The organism is Micromonospora sp. NPDC051300 (assembly GCF_044455315.1).
Lineage (GTDB): Bacteria > Actinomycetota > Actinomycetes > Mycobacteriales > Micromonosporaceae > Micromonospora > Micromonospora robiginosa.
In genome coordinates this window covers 56,989-79,116 of sequence record NZ_JBITEP010000003.1, presented here as the reverse complement: position 1 = coordinate 79,116, position 22,128 = coordinate 56,989, and the positions used below count along the sequence as shown (strand labels likewise).

Sequence of the window (22,128 nt, the reverse complement as noted above, 5' to 3'; positions counted from 1 at the left end):
CGGCGATGCCAGGGCGGTCATTTGCGTCCTCCGGAGAGTCGGTTCGTCAGCAGGTAGTTGACCCCGGCGACGACCAGGATGATCAGGAACAGCGCCCAGGACATCGCCGCGGCGTAGCCGAGGTTGAGGTCCTTCCAGCCGACCTTGTAGATGAGCTGGGCGATGGTCTGCCACTCGCCGTTCGGCCCGCCGGTGGCGGCCTGGGCGTTCGGGTCGAAGAGCATCGGCTCGGTGAAGAGCTGCAGCCCGCCGATGGTGGAGAGGATGACGGTGAACACGACCACCGGTTGGATCATCGGCACGGTGATCCGCCAGAGCTGCTTCCACTGGCCGGCGCCGTCGATCGCGGCGGCCTCGTAGACGTCGCGCGGGATGGACTGCATGGCGGCCAGGTAGAGCAGCGCGTTGTAGCCGATCCACTTCCAGTTGACCATGGTGGCGATGGCGATCCAGGCGTGCATCTTGTCGGCCCGCCAGTCGATCGGGTCGTCGGCGCCGCCGATGCCGAGCAGCCCGAGCACCCAGTTGGCCATGCCGAAGTCGCGGGAGAAGAAGACGCTGAACACCATCGTCGAGGCGACGATCGGCGTCACGTACGGCAGCAGCACGCCGACCCGCCACCAGGTCTGCGCCCGCAGCCGCCGGTTGAGCAGCGAGGCGACCAGCAGCGCGAGCAGCAGTTGCGGCACGGTGGAGAGCAGGAAGATGCCGAAGGTGTTGTAGAGCGCGTTCCAGAAGTCCTCGTCGGCGACGAGCCGGCTGAAGTTCTCGAAGCCCGCCCAGTAGGGCAGCGTCGGGTCGTCCAGCCGGTAGTTGCGCAGCGAGACCACCGCGTTGAACAGCAGCGGGAAGAGCCCGAACACGAGGAAGAGCAGGAAGAACGGCGCGATCATGAGGTACGGCATGTAGCGCATGTCGAAGCGGTACAGCCGGTTGCGCCAGGTCAGCCGCCGCTCGTCGGCCCCGGAACGGCCGCGCTCCGGCGCGGGTCGGCGGCTCGGTGGCGCGGGCGCGGCACGGGTGCTGGACATCGGTTCTCTCCAGGGCCGAGGAGGGTGGGCGGGTACGGCGGCGCCGGAGCGGGTCGGGTCCCGCTCCGGCACCTGTGGTGCGTCAGGACTTGGCGGCCTTGTCGGCCTCCTTGACCGCCTCGCTCCAGGCGGCGTCCGGCTTCAGCGACTTGTTCTCGACCCGCCGGATGACGTTCTCCACGGCGACCCGGGTCGGGCCGTTCTTCTTGCCCAGGTACTGCGGGGTGAGGCCCTGCGCCATCTTGGGGAAGATCTGGCCGACCGGGGCGTTGTTGAAGAACGGGTTCTTGAAGTCGGCGATCGCCGGGTCGGCGTAGAGCGCCGGCTGCGACGGCAGGTTGCCGACCTTCTTGAAGATCTCGATCTGCTGCTCCGGCGCGACCAGCCACTCCAGCAGCTTGTACGCCTCGTCGACGTTCTTGCCCTGCTTGGGGATGGTCAGGAACGAGCCGCCCCAGTTACCGCCGCCGCCGGGCACCGCGGCGATGTCCCACTTGCCCTGGGTGCCGGGCGCGGTGTCCTTGATGTGGCCGAGCATCCAGGCCGGGCAGGCGAGCACCGCGAACGCGCCGCTGGTGAAGCCCTTGTCCCAGTCGGCCTGGAAGCTGACCAGGTTGGCCGACAGCCCGGACTGGACGGCCTTCACCGTGTAGTCGAAGGCGACCTTGGGGCCCTGCTCCATCTGGAGCTGGTCCTGGTCGTTGTAGAAGCCGACCTGCTGCTGGCCGAGGATCGGGTTGAACAGGTTGGTGCCGGCGTCGATGAACTTCTTCTTGGTCTTGCCGGTGTACTGCTGGCCGACCTCCAGGAACTTGTCCCAGGTGGGCCAGAGCGCGGAGACCTGGTCGCGCTCGGTGGGCAGGCCGGCGGCCTTGAACAGGTCGGTGCGGTAGCACATGGCCAGGCCGCCGACGTCGGTGCCGAGGCCGATCTGGGTCTTGCCGTCGGCCGACAGCGACTGCTTCCACTTCCAGGGCAGGTACTTGCTCTCGTAGGAGCCGGCGCCCTTGTCGAGCAGGTTGACGAACTTGTCGGACTGGCTGCGGAACTGGACCATGAAGCCCTCGTCGATCGCCGCGATGTCCGGCGCGCCGTTGCCGGCGACGAGCTTCTTCTGCAGGTCCTCGTGCTGGGCGTTGTACTCGCCCGAGTTGAGCTGGATCTTGACGTTGGGGTGCTCGGCCTCGTACTTGGTCTTGAGGTCCTGCAGACCGAAGTCGCCCCAGAAATTGATCTTCAACGTGACCTGACCGCCGGCCGCGTCCGAGTCGCCGGTGGTGCTCCTGCCGCTACAGGCGGCGACCATGGCCAGGCTGACAGCACCGACGGCGGCCGTGCGCGCCCAGTGCGTCCAGGACCGTTTCATGTCATCCTCCGCGCCGAATGGGAACGCTCCCGAGATCGAGAGACGTTGACTGAACCGGATAAGTGAAGCCACCGTACGGTCCGCCCCCAGCACTGTCAACGGCCGGTTAACAGCGAGGCCGACCCGTAACCTCCGGGGCCCTCTGGGAGCGCGACCATGCGTGGTGGAGCGCTTTCCGAAGCAGAATTGGGAGCGGACCGGGCCTGGACAGGAGCCGCGTTCCCCGTACGCTGAACCGCACAAGTGACGAACTGTGCGGTTCAGTTGTGCCCGCCCCGCCGCGCCCGCCGGCGTCGGGGGCGGGTGCAGTAGCGTCACCCGCGCCCGTCGACAAGCGCCCGCGAGGGCCGGACACAGGGGAGGAACGCTCGGTGAAGCGGCCGACCATCGCCGACGTCGCCCGGCGCGCCGGGGTCTCCAAGGGCGCGGTGTCCTACGCGCTGAACGGGCAGCCCGGCGTCTCCGAGGCGACCCGCCAACGCATCCTGGCGATCGCCGCCGAGATCGGGTTCAGTCCGAGCAGCGCCGCCCGCGCGCTCTCCGGCGCCACCGCCAAGGCGGTCGGGCTGGCACTGTGCCGGCCCGCCCGGATACTGGGCATCGAGCCGTTCTTCATGGAGCTGATCAGCGGCGTCGAGTCGGAGCTGTCGGCCCGCTCGTACGCGCTGACCCTCCAGGTGGTCACCGACCAGGAGGCGGAGATCGCGGTCTACCGCAGGTGGTGGGCCGAGCGGCGGGTGGACGGCGTCTTCGTCTGCGACCTGCGCACCGACGACCGGCGGGTGCCCGCGCTGGAGGAACTCCAACTGCCGGCGGTGGTCATCGGCGGCCCCGGGCACACCGGCACCCTGGCAAGCGTCTGGTCCGACGACGCGGCGGCCCTGGTCGAGACGGTGGAATACCTGGTCGCGCTCGGGCACCGGCGGATCGCCCGGGTCGGCGGCCTGCCCTCGCTGCTGCACACCGAGATCCGCACCGACGCGTTCACCGACGTGTGCCGGCGACTCGGGCTGGACGAGGCGAGGACGGTCTGGTCCGACTACACAGGCGAGGAGGGGGCACGCGCCACCCGCCGGCTGCTCAGCTCCGCGAAGCGCCCCACCGCGGTGATCTACGACAACGACGTGATGGCGATCGCCGGCCTCTCCGTGGCCCAGGAGATGGGGCTCGCCGTGCCCGGCGACCTGTCCATCGTGGCCTGGGACGACTCGCCGCTCTGCCAGCTCGTGCACCCGCCGTTGACCGCGCTGGGCCGGGACATCCCGGCGTACGGCGCGCACGCCGCCCGCCAGCTCCTCGCCGTGATCGCCGGCGAGGCGGTGACCGGTGTGCAGGACGAGACCGCGCACCTCACCCCGCGCGGCAGCACCGCGCCGCCGCGCGCCAACTGAACCGGTTAAGAAACCCGTTCAGCGCGACGCCGAGGGGAACTCCTCGAACCACGCCTCGACCCGTTCCGCGGTCGCCGGCCGGGCCAGCGCGAAGCCCTGCCCGTACCGGCAGCCGGCCCGCCGCGCCCCGGCCACCTGACCGTCCGACTCCAGCCCCTCCACCACCACCTCCACGCCCAGCCGGTCACCCAGGTTCGCCACCACGTCGATCAGCGGGCGCTGCCCGTCGGCGCCCGGCGCGACCAGGTGCGGGCCGACCTTGAGCAGGTCGATCGGCAGCCGGCGGAGCTGGGCCAGCGACGCGTGCTCGGCCCGGAAGTCGTCGAGCGCGGTGCGCACGCCGAGCGACCGCAGGCCGGCGAGCCGGGCCACCACCGTCGACAGCTCCGCCCCCACCGCCGGCTCGGCCACCTCCACCACCAGCCGCTCCGGCGGCACGTCGTACGCCGCCAGCGCGGTCGCGGTCCGCGCCACGAAGTCCTTCGCGGCCAGCTCGCGCGGCGTGACGTTGACCGCCATCCACAGCTCGCGGCCCCCCTCCGACCAGGCGGCGAGCTGCCGGCAGGCCCGGTCCACCACCCACCACCCGACCTCCCCCAGCAGGTCGAGGTCGGTCGCCACCGGCAACAGCTCAGCCGGCAGCACCGTGCCGAGCACCGGGCTGCGCCAGCGCAGCAACGCCTCGGTGCCGGCCGGCGTCCGGTCGGCCAACGCCACCACCGGCTGGTAGACCAGGTCCAGCTCGCCGCGGGCCACCGCACCGGGCAGCTCCCGCTCCAGGTCGAGCCGGCGGACCAGTTGCTCCTCCAGGTAGGCGTCGTACCACTCGACCCGGTCCCGGCCGAGCTGCACCGCCCGCCGCCGGGCCAGGTCGGCCTGGCGCAGCACGTCCTCCGGGTCGCCACCGGTGGTCTCGGCCAGCCCGATGCTCACCCGGACCCGGGACACGCCGCCCGGCCTGGGGTACGGCTCGGCGAGCGCCGCGAGCAGCCGGATGCCCAACGCGTACGCGGGCACCGGCCCGAGGTCGGTGAGCACGGCGAACCCGGTCTCGCCGATCCGGGCGACCAGGTCGTGCCGGCCGCAGCCGGCGCGCAGCCGCCGCCCGACCTCGGTGAGCAGCGACCCGTCCGGCGCCGCCGCGTCGTCGCCGTGCAGGTCCACCACGAGCAGCGCGCCGCCACTGCGCAGCGGCAGCGCCCGGACCAGCTCGGCCCGGGTCAGCGGCACCGGCTCACCGTCGCCGACCAGACGCCGCAGCGACGCCTCGCGGGCGACCAGGCGCTCGACCCGGCGGCGCTGGTCGGCGGCGGCGAGCAGCTCACCCACCATGATCGGCGGGATGACCGACAGCCCGAGGGCCATCGCCGCCGGGCTGAACTCCCCCGCCGCGCCCAGGTGCACCCCGGCGGCCACGGCGGCGATGCCGGCGGGCGCGGTGAGCCGCGGCCAGGCGGCCGGCGCGGCGCCCCGCTGCGGTCGCTCGCCGGCCGAGATCCGTCGCGCGCCGGCCGCGGTGAGCAGCGCGCCGGCCAGCACCGGCGGCGCGACTGCCGACAGCGTCCGGTCCGGCGCGTCGTACGCCAGCAGCACCACCAGCAGCGCCAGCCCGACAAGCGTGAGACCGGCCCCGGCGTGACAGCGCGCGGCGCCCGGCCGGCGGTGGCGCTCGGCGAGCGCCGCCATGGCGAGCACGGCGAGCGTCACCGCCCCGCCCACGCTGGCGGCCAACGCGGCCGGCGGCACCGGGCCGACCGGCAGCAGCATCCAGCCGGCGAAGACCAGGCTGACCCCGAGGGCGAGCACGTCGACGGTGCGGCGCAGGCGTTCCCGGGCCGGCAACCGGGAACGGCCGGGCAGCCGGAGCAGCGCCGCGACGTGCAGCGAGGCGGCCAGGCCGAGCCCGGCAAGCGCGACCGGCAGCCGGTGCGCCGGATCGCTCAGCGGCAGCACCGCGACGGTGAGGCCGGCGACCAGGACGGCGGCGTCCAGGATCGCGGCGACCCGGCGGGACAGCGCGACCCGGCGGGCCTGGCGTCCGGTCGTGGCGACCGGCCCCGCTCCGGCGGTCGGCTCCGACGGGTCGACGGGTGAGCTGTCGGCCCGCCACCTGAGCACCCGGCCCGGTGGGCTCGGCCGGACGTGCGGCGTCGGCCGGACGTGCCCGGGCCGGTCCGCTGCCGGGGTGCCGGCAGGGGTCGCGGACGGCGCGGGTGGCACGCCGGCCAGCCAGGCGAGCCGGACGCAGGCGAGGGCGCAGCCTCCGGCGACGACGAGCGCCGCGGCGGCGGGGCCGGGCACGATCCCGGCGACGCCGGTCAGCAGGAAGAGGGCGCCGACGAGCGAGACGGCGAGGTCGGGCGGTGCGAGCCACCGGTGGGGACCGGCGGGAGGGGTGACGGGCACGGCGGTCGCCTTCGTGAGGGGGCACGGGGCGGTGCGGTTGCGGCGCAGGGTCGACGGGGCGTCACGGCCGCATCGGCGGGGATCGCTGCGGCCATGCCCAAGAACGATCCCGGAAGCAACCGGTTACGCAACATGACTAGTGACGTGCGTCACAGAGAACCGCCGCCGTCGCCCGGAGGGGAGGGTGAGCTGGTCGGATGCGATCATTCGAGGGTGAGCCGCGCCGAGACCGTCCGTTTCCGCCACAACCAGGCCATCCTGGCCGCCGCGATCGTCGCCTTCATCGGCGCGCTGCCGCTGGCCACCGCCCGCTGGTGGCTGCTCTGGGTGCTGCTGGTCCCGCTCGCGACCGGGCTCTGGGCGTGGCGGGCCGGCACCGACGCCGACCCCCGGGAGCTGCGGCTGCGGGCCCTCGTCGGGCAGCGGCGGGTGCCCTGGGCCCGGGTGGTCGAGCTGGCCGGCGACCCGCGCGGCCGGGCGGTCGCCCGGCTCGACGACGGTCAGGTGCTGGCACTGCCCGCGGTACGCGCCACCGACCTCCCCCGGCTGGTCTCCGCCACCGGCCAGCACCTGCCCGGGGAGCGCGCCGAGGCCGGCCCGTCCGACGAAGGTCAGTAGCCGTCCGTCACCCGGTTCACCAGCTCCTCGCCGGCCACGTAACGGCGCAACTGCTCCCCCACCAGCCGGTACGCGCGCGGCAGCAGGCCACGCACCGAACCGGCGACGTGCGGGGTGAGCAGCACGTTCGGCAGCTCCCACAGGGGATGGCCGGCCGGCAGCGGCTCCGGGTCGGTGACGTCAAGCGCGGCCCGCAGCCGCCCGGACGCCAGCTCGGCGACAAGCGCCTCGGTGCGGGCGACCGGACCCCGCGCGGCGTTCACCAGCAGCGCCCCGTCCGGCATCGCGGCGAGGAAGCGCTCGTCGACCAGACCCCGGGTCTGCTCGGTCAGCGGCACCAGCAGCACCACCACGTCGGCGTCGGGCAGCAGCGCCGGCAGCTCCGCCACCGGGTGCACCCCCTCGTCCGGGCGCGCCGTGCGGGCGACCAGGGTGAAGTCGACCTCGAACGGGGCGAGCCGGGCGCGTACCGCCGCGCCGATCGAGCCGGCACCGACGATCAGCACCCGCTTGCCGGCCAGCTCGTCGGTCGGCGCGACCTCGTCGTACGCCCACTCGTGGCGGGCCTGGGCGCGGGCCAGCGGCGCGAAGCCGCGCAGCGCCGACAGGATCGCGGCGACCACCCACTCCGCGGTCGCCGAGTCGTGCACGCCCCGGGCGTCGCAGAGCGTCACGCCCGCCGGGACCCGCCCCACCCACGCGTCCGCGCCGGCGGAGAGGAGCTGCACCACCTCGACGTCCGGCAGCTCGGTCAGGAGCGCGCCGGCATCCGGGCCGGACAGGAACGGCGGCACCCAGAACCGCACCCCGGCCGGGGACGACGGGAGCCGAGCCGGGCCGTCCAGCAGCTCCACGGTGACGTCGGGGGGCAGCGCGCCGAGCAGCCGGCGACCGGCGGGGTGCGGGATCCATGCCTTCACGAGCGCCGACGATATCCGTACCCGCAGGTCAACGCGGCGTCGACCGTGACGAACGCCCCGCCGCGGGTCGGACACACGTGCGACAGGGTTTAATCGAGGGCGGGGCGCCGGCCGGCGGCCCGTGCGAAGGACGGGTGGCGATGAGCGAGGACCGCCGGGAGCGGAAGGCGGCGCCGATTCCGGCGCTGTCCGATCCCGACCGGCTGCGGTCGCTCGACGAGACCCGCCTCGACGCGGTGCCGGACGAGGCGTTCGACAGGTTCGCCCGGCTGGTCGGCGACCTGCTCGACGTGCCGGTGGCGCTGGTCTCCCTGGTCGACGCGCACCGCCAGTTCTTCCCCGGTGAGACCGGGCTGCCGCAGCCCTGGGCGGACCGCCGGGAGACCCCGCTCAGCCACTCGTTCTGCCAGCACGTCGTCGACACCGAGGCGCCGATGGTGCTGCCCGACGCCCGGCTCTACCCCCGGGTACGGCGGAACCTCGCCATCGAGGACCTGGCCGTGGTGGCGTACGCCGGGATGCCGCTGACCGACCTGGACGGGCGGGTCCTCGGCTCGCTCTGCGCGATCGACAGCAAACCCCGGGCCTGGACGAAGGAACAACTGCGCACCCTCGCCGACCTGGCCGCCGCCTGCTCGTCGGAGCTGCGGCTGCGGATCGCGGTGCGCGGCGCCGAGCAGGCCCGCCGCCGCGCCGAGGAGGCGCACGACCGGCTCGCCATGCTGGCCGGGATGAGCGAGATGCTCGGCGGCACGCTGGACGTGGCCACCGCCGTCGACCGCCTCGCCCACGCCATGGTGCCGCTGCTCGCCGACTGGTGCGTGATCACGCTCGTCGACCCCGCCGGCCGGCCGCGCGGCGTCACCGGGGCGCACCGGGACCCCGACCGGCAAGCCGACCTGGCCCGCTTCGCCGAGCTGCTGGTCACCGGACTCGGCCCGGAGTCGCTGATCCGGTCGGTGCTGCGCACCGGCCGGCCGGTGATGCGCGGCGCCGCCGGCATCGAGGACGTGGCCCGCGGCACCACCCGCCCGGAGCTGGTGCCGCTGGCCGACCGGCTCGGCGTCGGCTCCCACCTCACCGTGCCGGTCACCGCCGCCGTCAGCGACCGGGTGATCGGCGCGGTCACCCTCGTCAACCGCCCCGGTCGGCGCGGTTTCGACGCGAGCGACCTGCGGACCGCGCAGGACATCGGGGTACGGGCCGGCCAGGCGGTCGGCAACAGCCGGCTCTACGGCGAGCAGCGGCACGTCGCGGAGGTGCTCCAGCACAGCATGTTGCCGGTGCTGCCGACGGTGCCCGGGATCGAGTTGGCCGCCCGCTACCTGCCGGCGGCGGACCGGGTCGAGGTCGGCGGCGACTGGTACGACGCGTTCGTCCAGCCCGACGGCGAACTGGTCGCCGCGATCGGTGACGTCGCCGGTCACGACATCGAGGCCGCGGCCACCATGGGCCAGTTGCGCAACCTGGTGCGGGGCAACGCGTACGGGCGGGACGACCCGGCCGAGGCGTTGGTGGCCAACCTCGACCGCGCCATCGGCGGCCTGCGGGTGCCCACCGTCGCGACGGCCGTGCTGGCCCGGATCCGTCCGGACGACGGCGGGCTGCGGGTGCGCTGGTGCAACGCCGGACATCCGCCGCCGCTGCTGATCCGCGCCGACGGCACGGTGTCGGTGGCGGCGGGACGGGGCCCGCTGCTCGGCCTGGCCCGTCCACCCCGGCGCACCGGCCGGACGCTGGTCCTCGCCCCGGGCGACACGCTGCTGCTCTACACCGACGGGCTGATCGAGCGCCGGGACCGGCCGATCGACGAGGGGCAGGCGGAGCTGCTCGAACGGCTCGCCGCGGACGGCCCGGCCGTACCGCTGGAGGCCCTTTGCGACCGCCTGCTCGGCGCCGCCGACCGCCGCGAGGACGACGTCGCCGTGCTCGCCCTGCGCGCCGGCTGAGCACACCCCGTCGGCACACCGGCACCGCCGAGCCGCCCGGTTCGCCGCGTCGTCCGGCTAGGCTGGGGCGGGTGAGCCCGCGTCTGTCGTACCCCCGCGTCCGCCGCCTCCGGACGGCGCTGGCGGTGTCCTGCGCGGCGCTGCTGCTGGGCACCGCCGGCTGCGCCCTCGGCGAGCCCGAGCCGGATCCGGCCGGCGAGCCGCCCAACCTGCCGACGCCGTCGACCACGGCCAGCCCCGGCGGAGCCGGCCAGCAGGTGGTGGCCACCGTGCTGGCCAAGGGTCTGGAGGTGCCGTGGGCGATCGCCTTCCTGCCCGACGGCGCGGCGCTGGTCACCGAGCGCGACAACGGGCGGATCCTCCAGGTCGGCCCGGAGTCCGGGCCGGACGGGCTCGAGGTGCGGCCGGTGCAGACGGTGCCGGGCGTGGTGCCCGGCGGTGAGGGCGGCCTGCTCGGCATCGCCGTCTCCCCGGCCTACGCGCGCGACCGCACGGTCTTCGTCTACTACACCGCCCAGGACGACAACCGGGTCGCGAAGCTACGGCTGGGTCAGACGCCCACGCCGATCCTCACCGGCATCCCCAAGGCCGGCAACCACGACGGCGGCGGGCTGGGCTTCGGCCCCGACGGCTTCCTCTACGTGAGCACCGGCGACGCCGGGCGCACCGCGAACGCGCAGGACCCGAAGAGCCTCGGCGGCAAGATCCTGCGGATCACCCCGGACGGCAAGCCGGCGCCGGGCAACCCGACCGCCGGTTCCCCGGTGTGGTCGTCGGGTCACCGCAACGTGCAGGGCATCGCCTGGATGCCGGACAAGCGGATGTACGCCGTGGAGTTCGGCCAGAACACCTGGGACGAGATCAACCAGATCAACCAGGGCGGAAACTACGGCTGGCCGCAGGTCGAGGGGCGCGTCGACGACAAGCGCTACGTCAACCCGATCGTGCAGTGGCGGACCGCCGACGCGTCCTGCTCCGGCCTGGCCGCGGTGGACCGGCTGCTGGTCACCGTCTGCCTGCGCGGGCAGCGGCTCTGGCTGGTCGAGCTGGCCGGCAACGGGACCGTCCTCGGCCAGCCGCGCGAGCTGCTCACCGGCCGCTACGGCCGGCTGCGCGCCGCCGCGGTGGCGCCGGACGGCTCGATCTGGGTGAGCACGTCGAACCGGGACGGCCGGGGCAAACCGGCCGCCGAGGACGACCGGATCCTGCGGCTGGTCTTCGCGGACGGCGGCGCCGGCCGGAGCTGATCCACTTCCGGCGGGTTTGCCAAGATCACACACGGGGCAGGTCAGAATCTCATCATGGACGGCCAGGAGAACGAAGAGCAGCGCGCCGGGGACCCGACGTCCCCGGGGACCGGGCGTGCCCGCCGCCTCGCCGCCTGGCGGCCCGGCCACCGGCTGCGCCGCCTGGGTGTGGTGCTGGCCCTGCTCGCGGTCGCGCTCGGCGGCATCGTGGTCGGCACGTACGCCGGCGGCCACGTCGGCACCGACATCGGGCCGTTCCGGGCGGAACTCAAACTCAGCCCGTCGCTGGACGGCGGCACCACCGTCGACATCCCGCCGCTGGGTGCGCTGCTGCTGGACAGCCACGACGGGCCGGCATATCTGACCGTCGAGGTGGGCTCGCTCGACCAGGGACGCACCGAGGCGCTGATCGACGACCCGGCGAGCATCAGCCGGGCCAGCCAGTCGGCCGTGCAGGACGTCCGCGACGGCGTGATGCGGCTCGGCCTGAAGACGCTGGCCTCGTCGGTGCTGGCCACCCTGCTCCTGGCCGGGCTCGTCTTCCGCGACGTCCGCCGCACCGCCTGGGCGGGCGGGCTGGCGCTGGCCATCACCGCCGGCAGCCTCGGCCTGGCCGCCGCCACCGTGCGCCCGCAGGCGATCGAGGAACCGAGGTACGAGGGCCTGCTGGTCAACGCGCCCGCGATCGTGGGTGACGCGCGGCGGATCGCCAACGACTACACCAAGTACGCCGAGCAGTTGCAGCGGCTGGTCGGCAACGTCAGCAAGCTGTACACCACGGTCTCCGCGCTGCCGGTGGTGCAGCCCTCCCCCGGCACCACCCGGGTGCTGCACGTCTCCGACATGCACCTCAACCCGACCGGGTGGCAGTTGATCCGCACGGTGGTCGAGCAGTTCGGCATCGACGTGGTGATCGACACCGGCGACATGACCGACTGGGGCAGCGAGCCGGAGGCGTCCTTCGTCGGCTCGGTCGGCCTGCTCAAGAAGCCCTACGTGTTCATCCGGGGCAACCACGACTCGCCGCGCACCGCCGCGGCGGTGGCCCAGCAGCCGAACGCGATCGTGCTGAACAACTCCACCACGACGGTGGCCGGCTTGACCATCGCCGGCATCGGGGACCCCCGGTTCACCCCGGACAAGGAGACCTCACCGGCCGGCAGCGGCCTCACCTCGGCCGTCGCCGACCAGGTGATCGGCACCGGTGAGCAGCTCGCCCGCACGGTCGAGAAGTCGCCGCGCAAGGTGGACGTCGCGCTGGTGCACGACCCGGCGTCGGCCGGGCCGCTCTCCGGCACCTGCCCGCTGGTGCTCTCCGGGCACACCCACGCCCGGCAGGTGTCGAAGCTGCCGCAGGCGCCGGGCAAGCAGCCGACGACGCTGATGGTGGAGGGCTCGACCGGCGGCGCCGGGCTGCGCGGCCTGGAGGGTGAGAAGCCCACCCCGCTGACCATGACCGTGCTCTACTTCGACCAGCAGAAACTGCTCCAGGCGTACGACGAGATCACCGTCGGCGGCACCGGTCAGTCGCAGGTCAACCTGGAGCGGCACGTGATCCGGGACCCGGCCCGCGGCGACGAGGTGCCGGTCACCCCCACGCCCACCCGCGGCCCGTCGGAGTCGCCCGCGCCGTCGTCGAGCGCCACCTCGCCGAGCCCGACCACCACCGGCTGAGCGGTCCTCCCGGCGCTCGGGGCGTCGTCGGGGCGTCGGGTCAGCGCAGGGCGAGTGCGGCCAGCGCGGCGTTGACGATGCTGCCGGGCAGCAGGTCGTGCAGCTCGTACAGCTCCCGGACGGTGCCGGACTGGCCGAACTCGTCCACCCCGAGCGGCACCGCAGGCGCCCCGACCGCCGAACCCAACCAGGCCATCGCGTGTGAGGCCGCGTCGTGCACGGTGACCACCGGCACCCGGTCGGCGAACGCCGACCGCAGCGCGCCGGGCACGCTCGGCACGGTGGCGGTCCGCACGCCCTGGCGCAGCGTCCGCTGCCACGCCCGGTAGAGGCGGTCCAGGCTGGTCACGTCCACCACGTGCGCGGCGACGCCCTCCTCCGCCAGCTCCGCGGCGGCGGCCAGGACCTCCGGCAGCACCGCGCCGGACGCGGCGAGCTGCACGACCGGGGCGTCCGCCAGTTCGGGGTACGCCTGGTGCGCGTCGACCAGCCGGTAGGCGCCGGCCACCACCTGCCGGCGCAGCACCGCGTCACCGAGCCGGGCCCGGGCCGCCTCGAACGGCGCCTGGTCGACCGGCCGGGTGCTGAGCCGGAAGTAGTACGCCCCGTCCTCGGCCGGCGCGGCGGTGGCGGCCGGCGCACCGCCACCGGCGATCTGCCCGAGCGCGTCGCAGAGCAGCCAGTCGAGGCTGCCGGCGTACGCGGGCTCCAGGAACGTCACGCCCGGCAGCTCCAGGCCCACCGAGGCGGTGATGGTGGACTGGTGCGCGCCACCCTCGGGCGCCAGCGTGATGCCGGACGGGGTGCCGGCGACGACGAACCGGGAACCCGAGTAGGTGCCGTAGAGGAACGCGTCCAGCCCGCGCAGCACGAACGGGTCGTAGACCGTGCCGACCGGCAGCAGCGGCTGCCCGGACAGGTCCCACGACAGGCCGAGCTGGCCCAGCAGCAGGAACAGGTTCATCTCCGAGATGCCCAGTTCGATGTGCTGCCCGGCGGGGCTCTCCGTCCAGCGCAGCATCCGGTCCTCGGTCCAGGAACGCTGCTCGGTCGGCGCGAACACGCCCGTCTTGTTGATGAACCCGGCCAGGTTGGTCGAGGTGGCCACGTCCGGCGCGGTGGTCACCAGATAGGGCGCCACCTGCGGATCGCGGGCCAGGTCGACGAGCACCCGGCCGAAGACCTCCTGGGTAGAGACCGGCTTGTTGACGCGTACCCTCGTGGTTTCCGGGACGGTGACGCCCAGCGCCCGCTCGCGCGGCGCGCGGGACAGCGCCTCCCGGCGCTCGCCGGCCCGGACGCCGGCCGGGGACGCCGGGTCGAGGCGGTCCCACTCGGTGTCGCGGGTCAGGCCGTGCGCGGCGCGCAGCGCGTCGACCTGCTCGGTGCTCAGCAGCGCCGAGTGGTTGCGCGGATTGCCGGCGATCGGCAGGCCCCAGCCCTTGACCGTGTAGGCGAAGACCACGCTGGGCCGGTCGGTGACCGCGTCGCACTGGGCGTACGCGTCGAGCATCGCCTGCGCGTCGTGCCCGCCCAGGTCGGTGACGAGCGGGCCCAGCTCGTCGTCGGCGATGTCGGCGACGAACGCGGCCACCTCGGCCGGCGCGCCGTCCAGGAACTGCTTGCGCAGGGCCGGCCCGGCCAGCCCGAACAGCGACTGGTACTGCTCGTTCGGCATCCGGTCGATCCAGTCGCGCAGCGCCGACCCGCCCGGCCGGGCGTACGCCTCGGCCAGCTTGCGGCCGTACTTGACCTCCACGACGTGCCAGCCGGCGGCCTCGAACTGGCCGCGCCACTGGTTGATCCGGATGCCGGGCACGACCCGGTCCAGCGACTGCCGGTTGAAGTCGACGAGCCACATCACGTTGCCCAGTCCGGTGGTGGCCGGGTCGGCGACCGCCTCCCAGATGTTGCCCTCGTCCAGCTCGGCGTCGCCGATCAGCGCGACGAACCGGGAGTGCGGGCGCTCGCCGAAGTGCGCGTCGACGTAGCGGCGGGTGACGGCGGCGAACAGCGGCGCGGCCGCGCCCAGGCCGACCGAACCGGTGGAGAAGTCCACCTCGTCCGGGTCCTTGGTGCGCGACGGGTAGGACTGGAGGCCGCCCCGGGCCCGCAGCTTCGGCAGGTAGGAGCGGTCCAGGTTGCCGAGCAGGTACTGGATGGCGTGGAAGACCGGGGACGCGTGCGGCTTGACCGCCACCCGGTCCTCGGCGTCGAGGTGCTGGAACCAGAGCGCGGTCATCGCGGTGACCAGCGAGGCGCTGGACGCCTGGTGGCCGCCGACCTTCACCCCGTCGCCGGTGTCCCGGTCGTGGTTGGCCGCGTCGACGATGCGGGTGGCGAGCCAGAGCACCCGGCGCTGGATCTCGTCGAGGACGTCATCGTTCACGGTGTCTCCATCCGGGCGTCGCCGTTGACGCCCTCGGTGTGGGGGTGAGGTGTTAGGAAGGGCCCCCTCTTATGCACCAGGCGTTAAGAAGGGGCCCTTCCTTGCACGTCAGGCGGCGGAGAGGCGCTCCAGGATCAGGTCGCGGACGGTCTTCGCGTCCGCCTGGCCGCGGGTGGTCTTCATGACCGCGCCGACAAGCGCGCCGGCCGCCGCGACCTTGCCGCTGCGGATCTTGTCGGCGATGGCCGGGTTGGCGGCGATCGCCTCGTCCACCGCGGCGGTGAGCGCGCCGGTGTCGGAGACGACCTCCAGGTTGCGGTTGGTCATGATCTCGGTCGGCGAGCCCTCGCCGGCCACCACGCCCTCCAGCACGGCGCGGGCCAGCTTGTCGTTGAGCTTGCCGGCGTCGACCAGGCCCTGCAGCTCGGCCACCTGCGCCGGGGTGGCGCCCACGTCGGCCAGCTCCACGCCTGTCTCGTTGGCCCGGCGGGACAGCTCGCCCAGCCACCACTTGCGGGCCGCGGCCGGGGTGGTCCCGGCGGCCACGGTCGCCTCGATCAGTTCGACCGCGCCGGCGTTGACCACCGACTCCATGTCCAGGTCGGACAGGCCCCAGTCCTGCTGGATCCGCTTACGGCGCAGGCGCGGCAGCTCCGGCAGGGCGGCCTTCAGCTCGGCCACCCAGGCGGTGTCCGGCGCCAGCGGCACCAAGTCCGGCTCCGGGAAGTAGCGGTAGTCGGTGGCAGTCTCCTTGGACCGGCCCGACGTGGTGTCGCCGGTGTCCTCGTGGAAGTGCCGGGTCTCCTGCACGATCCGGCCGCCCGCGTCGAGCACCGACGCCTGGCGCAGCATCTCCGAGCGGACCGCCCGCTCGACCGAGCGCAGCGAGTTGACGTTCTTGGTCTCGGTGCGCGTGCCCCACTCCGCGCCGGGCAGGTTCAGCGACGTGTTGACGTCGCAGCGCAGCGAGCCCTCCTCCATCCGGACGTCCGAGACGCCCAGCGAGCGGATCACGTCGCGCAGCTCCGCGACGTACGCCCGGGCGATCTCCGGGGCGAGCGCGCCGGTGCCCGGGATCGGCTTGGTGACGATCTCCACCAGCGGGATGCCGGCCCGGTTGTAGTCGACGAGCGACTCGGTGGCGCCGTGGATGCGACCGGTGGCGCCGCCGACGTGCAGCGTCTTGCCGGTGTCCTCCTCCAGGTGCACCCGCTCGATGCCGATGCGCACCAGCTCGCCGTCGACCTCGACGTCCAGGTAGCCGTCGAAGCAGAGCGGCTCGTCGTACTGGCTGATCTGGAAGTTCTTCGGCATGTCCGGGTAGAAGTAGTTCTTCCGGGCGAACCGGCACCACTGCGCGATCGAGCAGTTCAGCGCCAGGCCGATCCGGATCGTCGCCTCGATCGCCGCCTTGTTGGCCACCGGCAGCGAACCGGGCAGGCCCAGGCAGACCGGGCAGACCCGGGTGTTCGGCTCGCCGCCGAAGTCGGTCGGGCAGCCGCACCACATCTTGGTGTTCGTGCCCAGCTCGACGTGGGTCTCCAGGCCGATCACCGGTTCGTAGCGCGCGACGACCTCGTCGTACGCGGGCAGTGTCGTCGTCATCTGAGCTCCAGGCGCGATCCGGACAGAACCGTTCCAGCCTAATCGGCTGGCCCGGCCACCCCGCTGCCGGGCTTCGAGATCGCCGCGCGAGGGCCCGCCGCGCCGGCATGCGAGGAACGACCCGGGGGTACGTGTCGAGGATGACGAATACGGGGGACGACTCGACGGTACGCGACGAACACGGCGGATCACCGGCGCCGCCTCGCTCCATGAACGTGCGGCAGGTGCTGGTGGGCGTGGCCGCCGTTTTCGTCGTGGCGGTGGCGATCAGCGCGACCCGCTGGTACTTCTCCGACGACAGGTCACCGGAGAGTTTCGGTGCCCTGCTGCTCGTCAGCGTGCTGCCCGGCGTCGTCGGTGCGCTGCTCGGGCTGCTCGTGGCGCGGTGGGTGACGGGTTCCCGGCGGCGCGGGCGGGGGAACCCGTGAGCAGGGGTCGCGTGACGACCGGCTCGGTGCTGGTGGCCGGGGCGGTGGCGCTCGGCCTGCCCGCGCTGCTGACCGGGATCTGGGTGGCGGACGGCGACTACGACTTCCAGGACGTGGTGGGCATGGTCGCCATCACGACGATACCCGCCGTCGTCGGCGCCGGGGCGGCGCTGCTGCTCGGCAGGTGGCTGGCGCCGCGGATGCGTACCGCCGAGGCGAGCCCGACCGCGGCGGCGCGGGACGCGTTGCGCACGGGCCGGACCACCGACGCGGCCGTCGACGCCGCCGCCCGCCGGGAGGCCCGCCGTCGGCTCGGCCAGCGCTGGTACGTGTGGTTCTGTGTCGTGCTGGCGGCGTTCCAGGCGGTGGTGCTCGTCGGCGCCACCCGGTGGTCCACCCGGCTGGTCGCCTCCGCGCTCGTGGTGGGCTGGTCGGGCGCGGCGTGGTGGCGTCGGCGCGGCATCCGGGAGGCCCGGCGTTACCTCGACTCGGCGCCGGTCCCCTCGGAAGAGCCGATCGGCGCCGACGGAGGTCCGTCGACGCCGATCGGTGGTGGACTCAGAGAGCCGGCGGGGTGAACGTGCCGACGCTGGACTCCAGCGCGGCGGCGACCCGGTACATCCGGTCGTCCGCCATGGTCGGGGCCATGATCTGCAGGCCGACCGGCAGCCCCTCGGACAGCCCGCACGGCACCGAGATGGCCGGGCCGCCGTAGAGGTTGGTCGGAATGGTGAACAGGTCCGCCAGGTACATCTGGTAGGGGTCCGAGGTGCGCGCGCCGATCGGGAACGCCACGAACGGCGTGGTCGGCGAGATGAGCGCGTCCACCTGCTCGAACGCGCTGGTGAAGTCGCGGGTGATCAGCGTGCGGACCTTCTGCGCCTGGCCGTAGTAGGCGTCGTAGTAGCCCGAGGAGAGCGCGTACGTGCCGATCATGATGCGGCGCTTCACCTCGGGGCCGAAGCCGGCCTCGCGGGTCAGCGACATGACCTCCTCCAGCGACCGGTTGCCGTCGTCGCCGACCCGCAGGCCGAACCGGACGCCGTCGAACCGGGCCAGGTTGGAGGAGCACTCGCTCGGCGCGATCAGGTAGTAGGCCGGCAGCGCGTACCTGAAGTGCGGGCAGGAAATCTCCACGATCTCCGCGCCCAGCTTGGCCAGCGCCTCCACCGACTCGCGGAACGCGGCCATCACGCCCGGCTCCGCGCCCTCACCGGTGAACTCGGTGACCACACCGAGCTTCACCCCGGTCAGGTCGCCGCTCGCGCCGAGCTTCGCGGCGCCCACCACGTCCGGCACCGGGGCCGGGATCGAGGTGGAGTCGCGCGGGTCGTGGCCGCCGATCACCCGGTGCAGCAGCGCGGCGTCCAGCACGGTACGCGCACACGGGCCGGGCGTGTCCAGCGACGACGAGAACGCCACCAGGCCGTACCGGGAGGTGCCGCCGTAGGTGGGCTTCGCGCCGACGGTGCCGGTGACCGCGCCGGGCTGGCGGATCGAGCCGCCGGTGTCCGAGCCGATCGACAGCGGCGCCTCGTACGCGGCCAGCGCCGCCGCGCTGCCGCCGCCGGAGCCGCCCGGGATGCGCCCGGTGTCCCACGGGTTGCGGGTCGGCCCGTACGCCGAGTATTCGGTGGAGGAGCCCATCGCGAACTCGTCCATGTTCGTCTTGCCGAGCATCACCGTGCCGGCGGCGCGCAGCCGCTCCACGATCGTCGAGTCGTACGGCGGACGCCAGCCTTCGAGGATCTTCGACCCGACGGTGGTCGGCACGCCCTTCGTGGTGAGCACGTCCTTGACCGCGACCGGCACGCCGGCCAGCGGGCCCAGCTCCTCGCCGGCGGCCCGGCGCTCGTCCACCGCCTTCGCGGCGGCCAGCGCCCCGTCGGTGTCGACGTGCAGGAACGCGTGCACCCGGTCGTCCACGGCGCCGATCCGGTCGAGGTGGGCGCGGGTGACCTCGACGGCGGAGGCGTCACCGTTGGCGACGAGCCCGGCGATCTCGACGGCGCTGAGCTTGGTCACGTCGGTCATGAGGCCACATCCTCGTCCAGGATCCGCGGGACGCGGAACCGCTGCTCCTCGGCGTCGGGCGCACCCGACAGCACCTCCTGCGGGGTCAGGCTCGGCGTCACCACGTCCTCGCGGAGCACGTTTGTCAACGGCACCGAGTGGGACGTCGGCGGAATGTCCGCCGCGGCGACCTCGCCGACCTGCGCGACCGACTGGAGGATCACGTCCAGCTGACCGGCGAAGGTGTCCAACTCCTCCTCGGTGACGGCGAGCCGCGACAGTCGCGCGAGGTGCGCGACCTCCTCGCGGGAGATGGCGGCCATCGGGTGCCCCCTTCGTGGCTGTCCTGAGACGTCTTCGGTGTGCGGGCCGCGCGCGACGGCGAACGATGACGCGCGGTGACCGGAGCGAGTCTATTGTCCCGCCGTCACGACGACGCCTTCGACTCCCCCTCAGCCGCCGCGCCCCGACCGGCCGCCTCCGCCGGGGCCGGTCGCACCGGGCGGTACCGCGACAGCCAGGTGACGAGGTCCTCCGCCGGCATCGGCCGGGCGTGGAACCAGCCCTGTGCCACGTCGCAGCCGGCGGCGTGCAGCAGCCGCCAGGTGCGCTCGTCCTCCACGCCCTCGGCCACCACCCGCAGCCCGAGCGCGCCGGCCAGCTCGATCATCGAGCGGACGATCGCCGCGTCGTCCGGGTCGTCCGCCATGCCCAGCACGAACGACCGGTCCACCTTCACCTCGGACAGCGGCAGCCGGCGCAGGTGCTGCAGGGAGGAGTAACCGGTGCCGAAGTCGTCGAGCGCGATGCCCACCCCGATCCGGTGCAACTGGGTGATGCTGGCCAGCACCCGCCGGGGGTCGGCCATCAGCGCGCCCTCGGTGATCTCCACCTGGAGCCGTTCCGGTGGGACGCCGTAGCGGGTCAGCCGGTCGGCGATCTGCTCGGCGATCTCGCCGGTGTGCAGGTCCCGCACGCTGACGTTGAGCGCGGCGCGCAACGTCAGCCCGGCCGCGGACCACTTGGCGACCTGCTCCACCACGTCGTCCACCACCCGGCGGGTGAGCAGCCGCATGACCGCGCTCTGCTCGGCGACCTGGATCAGCTCCCCCGGGTCGACCATGCCCCGGCGCGGATGCCGCCAGCGCAGCAGCGCCTCCACGCCGACCACCTCGCCGGTCGCGATGGCGATCTGCGGCTGGTAGTACATGGTGATCTCGCCCGGGTCGCCGGCCGGATCGTCCGGGTCGGGCGCCCCGTGCCGGCCGCCGGACCCGGCGCTCTCGCCACCGGACACGCCGGGCACGCCTGCGGACGCGGCCGGCTCGGCGCCGGAGGCGGTCGGCTCGCCGCCCGGACGCTCGACTGTCGTCGCGGCCCCGGCGACCGCACCGGGCGTCCGCACCTCGACGGCCGACGCGCCCGGCGTGACCTCGGCGGACGCCACCGGGTCGGCCGGTGCCGCCGGGGCGGCCGGTGCGGTGTCCACGCTTCCGGCGCCGACCGGACCGGCGGGCGCGCCGCCGCGGGAGGCCCGGCGTCGGATCGGGTCGGCGCCGGTGAGGATCCGGTCGATCAGCTCGTCGTCGGCGCGCGCCTCGACGAGGTCCCGGCGGCGCCGCAGCCGCCAGCGGGACGGCCCCGCGCCGGGTCGCACCCCGCCGGGCCCGTCGTCGTGGGACCGCCGCTCGTCGCGAGCCGGTCGGGCGGCGGGCAGGCTCGGCGTCAGCGCCGCGCCGTCACCGCCGCGTACACCCACGGGCTCCTCCGGCGGCCCGGACGCCGGGGACTCCAGCACCCGACGCAGGTCGGCCAGGAGACTCAACCGCTCGGCCGAGTTGTGGTCGGACTCCGGCGCGTAGACCGCGACGGTGTCGTTGCGGTGCTTGGCGTCGTACATGGCGACGTCGGCGTGCCGCATCAGGGTGGCGAAGTCCTCGCCGTGGTCGGGGAAGAGCGCGACGCCGATGGAACCGCCGACGTCCAGCGGCAGCCCGTCCAGCGGTACCGGCTCGGCGAGCGCGGCAACCACCCGGTCGGCCCGCTCGCGGGCCTCCTCGACACCGGCCAACCGGGGTACGACGATGGCGAACTCGTCGCCGCCGAGCCGCGCCACCAGCTCACCCTCGTCGGCGACGTCGATCAGCCGGGCGCTCACCTCGACCAGCAGCCGGTCGCCCACCGCGTGCCCGAGCGCGTCGTTGACGTGCTTGAACCGGTCGAGGTCGAGCAGCAGCAGGGCCAGGTGGGCGTCCGGCTCGCCCCGGGCGGCCCGCTCGGCGTGCACGTGCACCTGCTCGGCGACCTCGGTGAGCAACGCCTTGCGGTTGGGCAGCCCGGTGAGCGGGTCCACGTCGGCGAGCTGTTCCCGTTCGGCGGAGAGCCGGGCCATCCGGTAGACCGCGAAGAGCGGCACCAGCACCAGCGGGATCAGCGCCGCGCTGGCCCGCGCGGCGGCCACCAGCACCGGCGCGAGCAGCAGCAGCGAACCGGTGGAGAGCAGTTCGTAGGCCAGCCCGAGCCGGACGCTGGGCCACCACCGGTCACCGAAGCGCAGCCGGATCGCGGTATTGACCAGGCCGTAGTTGACCGCGAACCAGGCCACCGTGGCACCGCCGAGCGCCGCCACGTCGGTCCAGTGCAGCCGGCCGCCGTCGAACAGCTCGCCCACGCCGAAGCGGCTGACCGCGTACGCGGCGGCGAGCGCGCACGCGTACTGGGCGGCGTTGAAGCCGGTGCGCCAGGCGGCGTAGCCGAGGCGCCAGCCGGACACCGCGACCGCGACCGCCTGCACCGCCACCGCCGGACCCAGCCCCCAGCCGAGCAGGATGGCGAAGGTGAAGCAGGTCGACGGGAACAACGCCGAGGTCTGCCGGCGCCCCGGCGGGACGAACGGACGGGCGTCGCAGACGACGGCGAGCGCCGCCATGGTCCAGAACGCGACAGGCAGCTCGGCCAGCCGGCCGGAAAGCGCGGCCAGCGGGCCGGCCGAGACGAGCACGGCGGCGGCGCCGACCGCGCCGACGAAGCCGAAGAACGGCCGGGCCCGCCCGGGCGGGACGGAGTTGCGCGGGTCGCCCGTCGCCATCAC

General features: G+C 74.0%; 16 protein-coding genes. 7 read left to right on the top strand and 9 right to left on the bottom strand.

Translation table 11 applies throughout. The features are described from left to right. Positions 1-17: 17 nt before the first annotated feature. Positions 18-1,031 (bottom strand): carbohydrate ABC transporter permease, encoded by a 1,014-nt coding sequence (locus ACIA5A_RS05295; RefSeq protein WP_396756663.1) that lies wholly within the window; start codon positions 1,029-1,031, stop codon positions 18-20. 82 nt (positions 1,032-1,113) lie between these two features. Continuing rightward, a complete protein-coding gene (locus tag ACIA5A_RS05290; protein WP_396756661.1) occupies positions 1,114-2,397 on the bottom strand; it encodes an extracellular solute-binding protein in 1,284 nt (427 codons plus the stop codon). Between the two features lie 371 nt (positions 2,398-2,768). On the opposite strand from ACIA5A_RS05290, the gene ACIA5A_RS05285 reads away from it, so the two are divergent. Further along, positions 2,769-3,788 (top strand): LacI family DNA-binding transcriptional regulator, encoded by a 1,020-nt coding sequence (locus ACIA5A_RS05285; RefSeq protein WP_396756659.1) that lies wholly within the window; start codon positions 2,769-2,771, stop codon positions 3,786-3,788. 18 nt (positions 3,789-3,806) lie between these two features. Here ACIA5A_RS05285 and ACIA5A_RS05280 read toward each other — a convergent pair whose 3' ends face one another. Beyond that, a complete protein-coding gene (locus ACIA5A_RS05280; RefSeq protein WP_396756657.1) occupies positions 3,807-6,194 on the bottom strand; it encodes a putative bifunctional diguanylate cyclase/phosphodiesterase in 2,388 nt (795 codons plus the stop codon). 213 nt (positions 6,195-6,407) lie between these two features. On the opposite strand from ACIA5A_RS05280, the gene ACIA5A_RS05275 reads away from it, so the two are divergent. Beyond that, positions 6,408-6,812 (top strand): PH domain-containing protein, encoded by a 405-nt coding sequence (locus tag ACIA5A_RS05275; RefSeq protein ID WP_396756655.1) that lies wholly within the window; start codon positions 6,408-6,410, stop codon positions 6,810-6,812. Here ACIA5A_RS05275 and ACIA5A_RS05270 read toward each other — a convergent pair. After that, positions 6,806-7,732, bottom strand: coding sequence for a 2-hydroxyacid dehydrogenase (locus ACIA5A_RS05270; protein WP_396756653.1), 927 nt, complete (start codon positions 7,730-7,732; stop codon positions 6,806-6,808). The genes ACIA5A_RS05275 and ACIA5A_RS05270 overlap by 7 nt on opposite strands. Before the next feature lie 140 nt (positions 7,733-7,872). Between ACIA5A_RS05270 and ACIA5A_RS05265 the strand changes: the two genes are divergently transcribed. From ACIA5A_RS05265 to ACIA5A_RS05255, 3 genes are all read left to right on the top strand, one after another. Further along, complete coding sequence (locus tag ACIA5A_RS05265) at positions 7,873-9,681, top strand: SpoIIE family protein phosphatase (protein WP_396756651.1); 1,809 nt, start codon at positions 7,873-7,875, stop codon at positions 9,679-9,681. Positions 9,682-9,752: 71 nt separating this feature from the next. Then, entirely contained in the window at positions 9,753-10,928 is a 1,176-nt protein-coding gene (locus ACIA5A_RS05260) for a PQQ-dependent sugar dehydrogenase (RefSeq protein ID WP_396756649.1), read from the top strand. A gap of 54 nt (positions 10,929-10,982) precedes the next feature. Then, positions 10,983-12,602 (top strand): metallophosphoesterase, encoded by a 1,620-nt coding sequence (locus ACIA5A_RS05255; RefSeq protein WP_396756647.1) that lies wholly within the window; start codon positions 10,983-10,985, stop codon positions 12,600-12,602. 40 nt (positions 12,603-12,642) lie between these two features. On the opposite strand, the gene ACIA5A_RS05250 is transcribed toward ACIA5A_RS05255, so the two are convergent. Further along, positions 12,643-14,991 (bottom strand): transketolase-like TK C-terminal-containing protein, encoded by a 2,349-nt coding sequence (locus tag ACIA5A_RS05250; RefSeq protein ID WP_396756645.1) that lies wholly within the window; start codon positions 14,989-14,991, stop codon positions 12,643-12,645. Positions 14,992-15,099: 108 nt separating this feature from the next. Next, a complete protein-coding gene (gatB, locus tag ACIA5A_RS05245) occupies positions 15,100-16,596 on the bottom strand; it encodes an Asp-tRNA(Asn)/Glu-tRNA(Gln) amidotransferase subunit GatB (protein WP_396756643.1) in 1,497 nt (498 codons plus the stop codon). 209 nt (positions 16,597-16,805) lie between these two features. Between gatB and ACIA5A_RS05240 the strand changes: the two genes are divergently transcribed. Together ACIA5A_RS05240 and ACIA5A_RS05235 are read left to right on the top strand one after the other, a co-directional pair. Next, a complete protein-coding gene (locus ACIA5A_RS05240) occupies positions 16,806-17,024 on the top strand; it encodes a hypothetical protein (protein WP_396756641.1) in 219 nt (72 codons plus the stop codon). A gap of 11 nt (positions 17,025-17,035) precedes the next feature. Next, the gene (locus tag ACIA5A_RS05235) at positions 17,036-17,602 is read left to right on the top strand and encodes a hypothetical protein (RefSeq protein ID WP_396756639.1); all 567 of its coding nucleotides are present in this window, start codon (positions 17,036-17,038) and stop codon (positions 17,600-17,602) included. Here ACIA5A_RS05235 and gatA read toward each other — a convergent pair. The 3 genes from gatA to ACIA5A_RS05220 all read right to left on the bottom strand — a co-directional run bounded on the left by gatA (position 17,583) and on the right by ACIA5A_RS05220 (position 22,125). Beyond that, entirely contained in the window at positions 17,583-19,058 is a 1,476-nt protein-coding gene (gene gatA / locus ACIA5A_RS05230) for an Asp-tRNA(Asn)/Glu-tRNA(Gln) amidotransferase subunit GatA (protein WP_396756637.1), read from the bottom strand. The two genes, ACIA5A_RS05235 and gatA, sit on opposite strands and share 20 nt — an antisense overlap. Then, complete coding sequence (gene gatC, locus ACIA5A_RS05225) at positions 19,055-19,360, bottom strand: Asp-tRNA(Asn)/Glu-tRNA(Gln) amidotransferase subunit GatC (protein ID WP_091580658.1); 306 nt, start codon at positions 19,358-19,360, stop codon at positions 19,055-19,057. The genes gatA and gatC overlap by 4 nt, the downstream gene beginning before the upstream one ends. Positions 19,361-19,464: 104 nt before the next feature. Continuing rightward, complete coding sequence (locus tag ACIA5A_RS05220) at positions 19,465-22,125, bottom strand: putative bifunctional diguanylate cyclase/phosphodiesterase (RefSeq protein WP_396756635.1); 2,661 nt, start codon at positions 22,123-22,125, stop codon at positions 19,465-19,467. Positions 22,126-22,128 lie beyond the last annotated feature (3 nt).

Excerpts from the sequence above, each read along its gene's own strand:
- ACIA5A_RS05295 (WP_396756663.1), bottom strand. The coding sequence starts at position 1,031 with ATGTCCAGCACCCGTGCCGCGCCCGCGCCACCGAGCCGCCGACCCGCG.
- ACIA5A_RS05290 (WP_396756661.1), bottom strand. The coding sequence starts at position 2,397 with ATGAAACGGTCCTGGACGCACTGGGCGCGCACGGCCGCCGTCGGTGCT.
- ACIA5A_RS05265 (WP_396756651.1), top strand. The coding sequence starts at position 7,873 with ATGAGCGAGGACCGCCGGGAGCGGAAGGCGGCGCCGATTCCGGCGCTG.
- ACIA5A_RS05255 (WP_396756647.1), top strand. The coding sequence starts at position 10,983 with ATGGACGGCCAGGAGAACGAAGAGCAGCGCGCCGGGGACCCGACGTCC.
- gatB (WP_396756643.1), bottom strand. The coding sequence starts at position 16,596 with ATGACGACGACACTGCCCGCGTACGACGAGGTCGTCGCGCGCTACGAA.
- ACIA5A_RS05240 (WP_396756641.1), top strand. The coding sequence starts at position 16,806 with ATGAACGTGCGGCAGGTGCTGGTGGGCGTGGCCGCCGTTTTCGTCGTG.
- gatA (WP_396756637.1), bottom strand. The coding sequence starts at position 19,058 with ATGACCGACGTGACCAAGCTCAGCGCCGTCGAGATCGCCGGGCTCGTC.
- gatC (WP_091580658.1), bottom strand. The coding sequence starts at position 19,360 with ATGGCCGCCATCTCCCGCGAGGAGGTCGCGCACCTCGCGCGACTGTCG.
- ACIA5A_RS05220 (WP_396756635.1), bottom strand. The coding sequence starts at position 22,125 with ATGGCGACGGGCGACCCGCGCAACTCCGTCCCGCCCGGGCGGGCCCGG.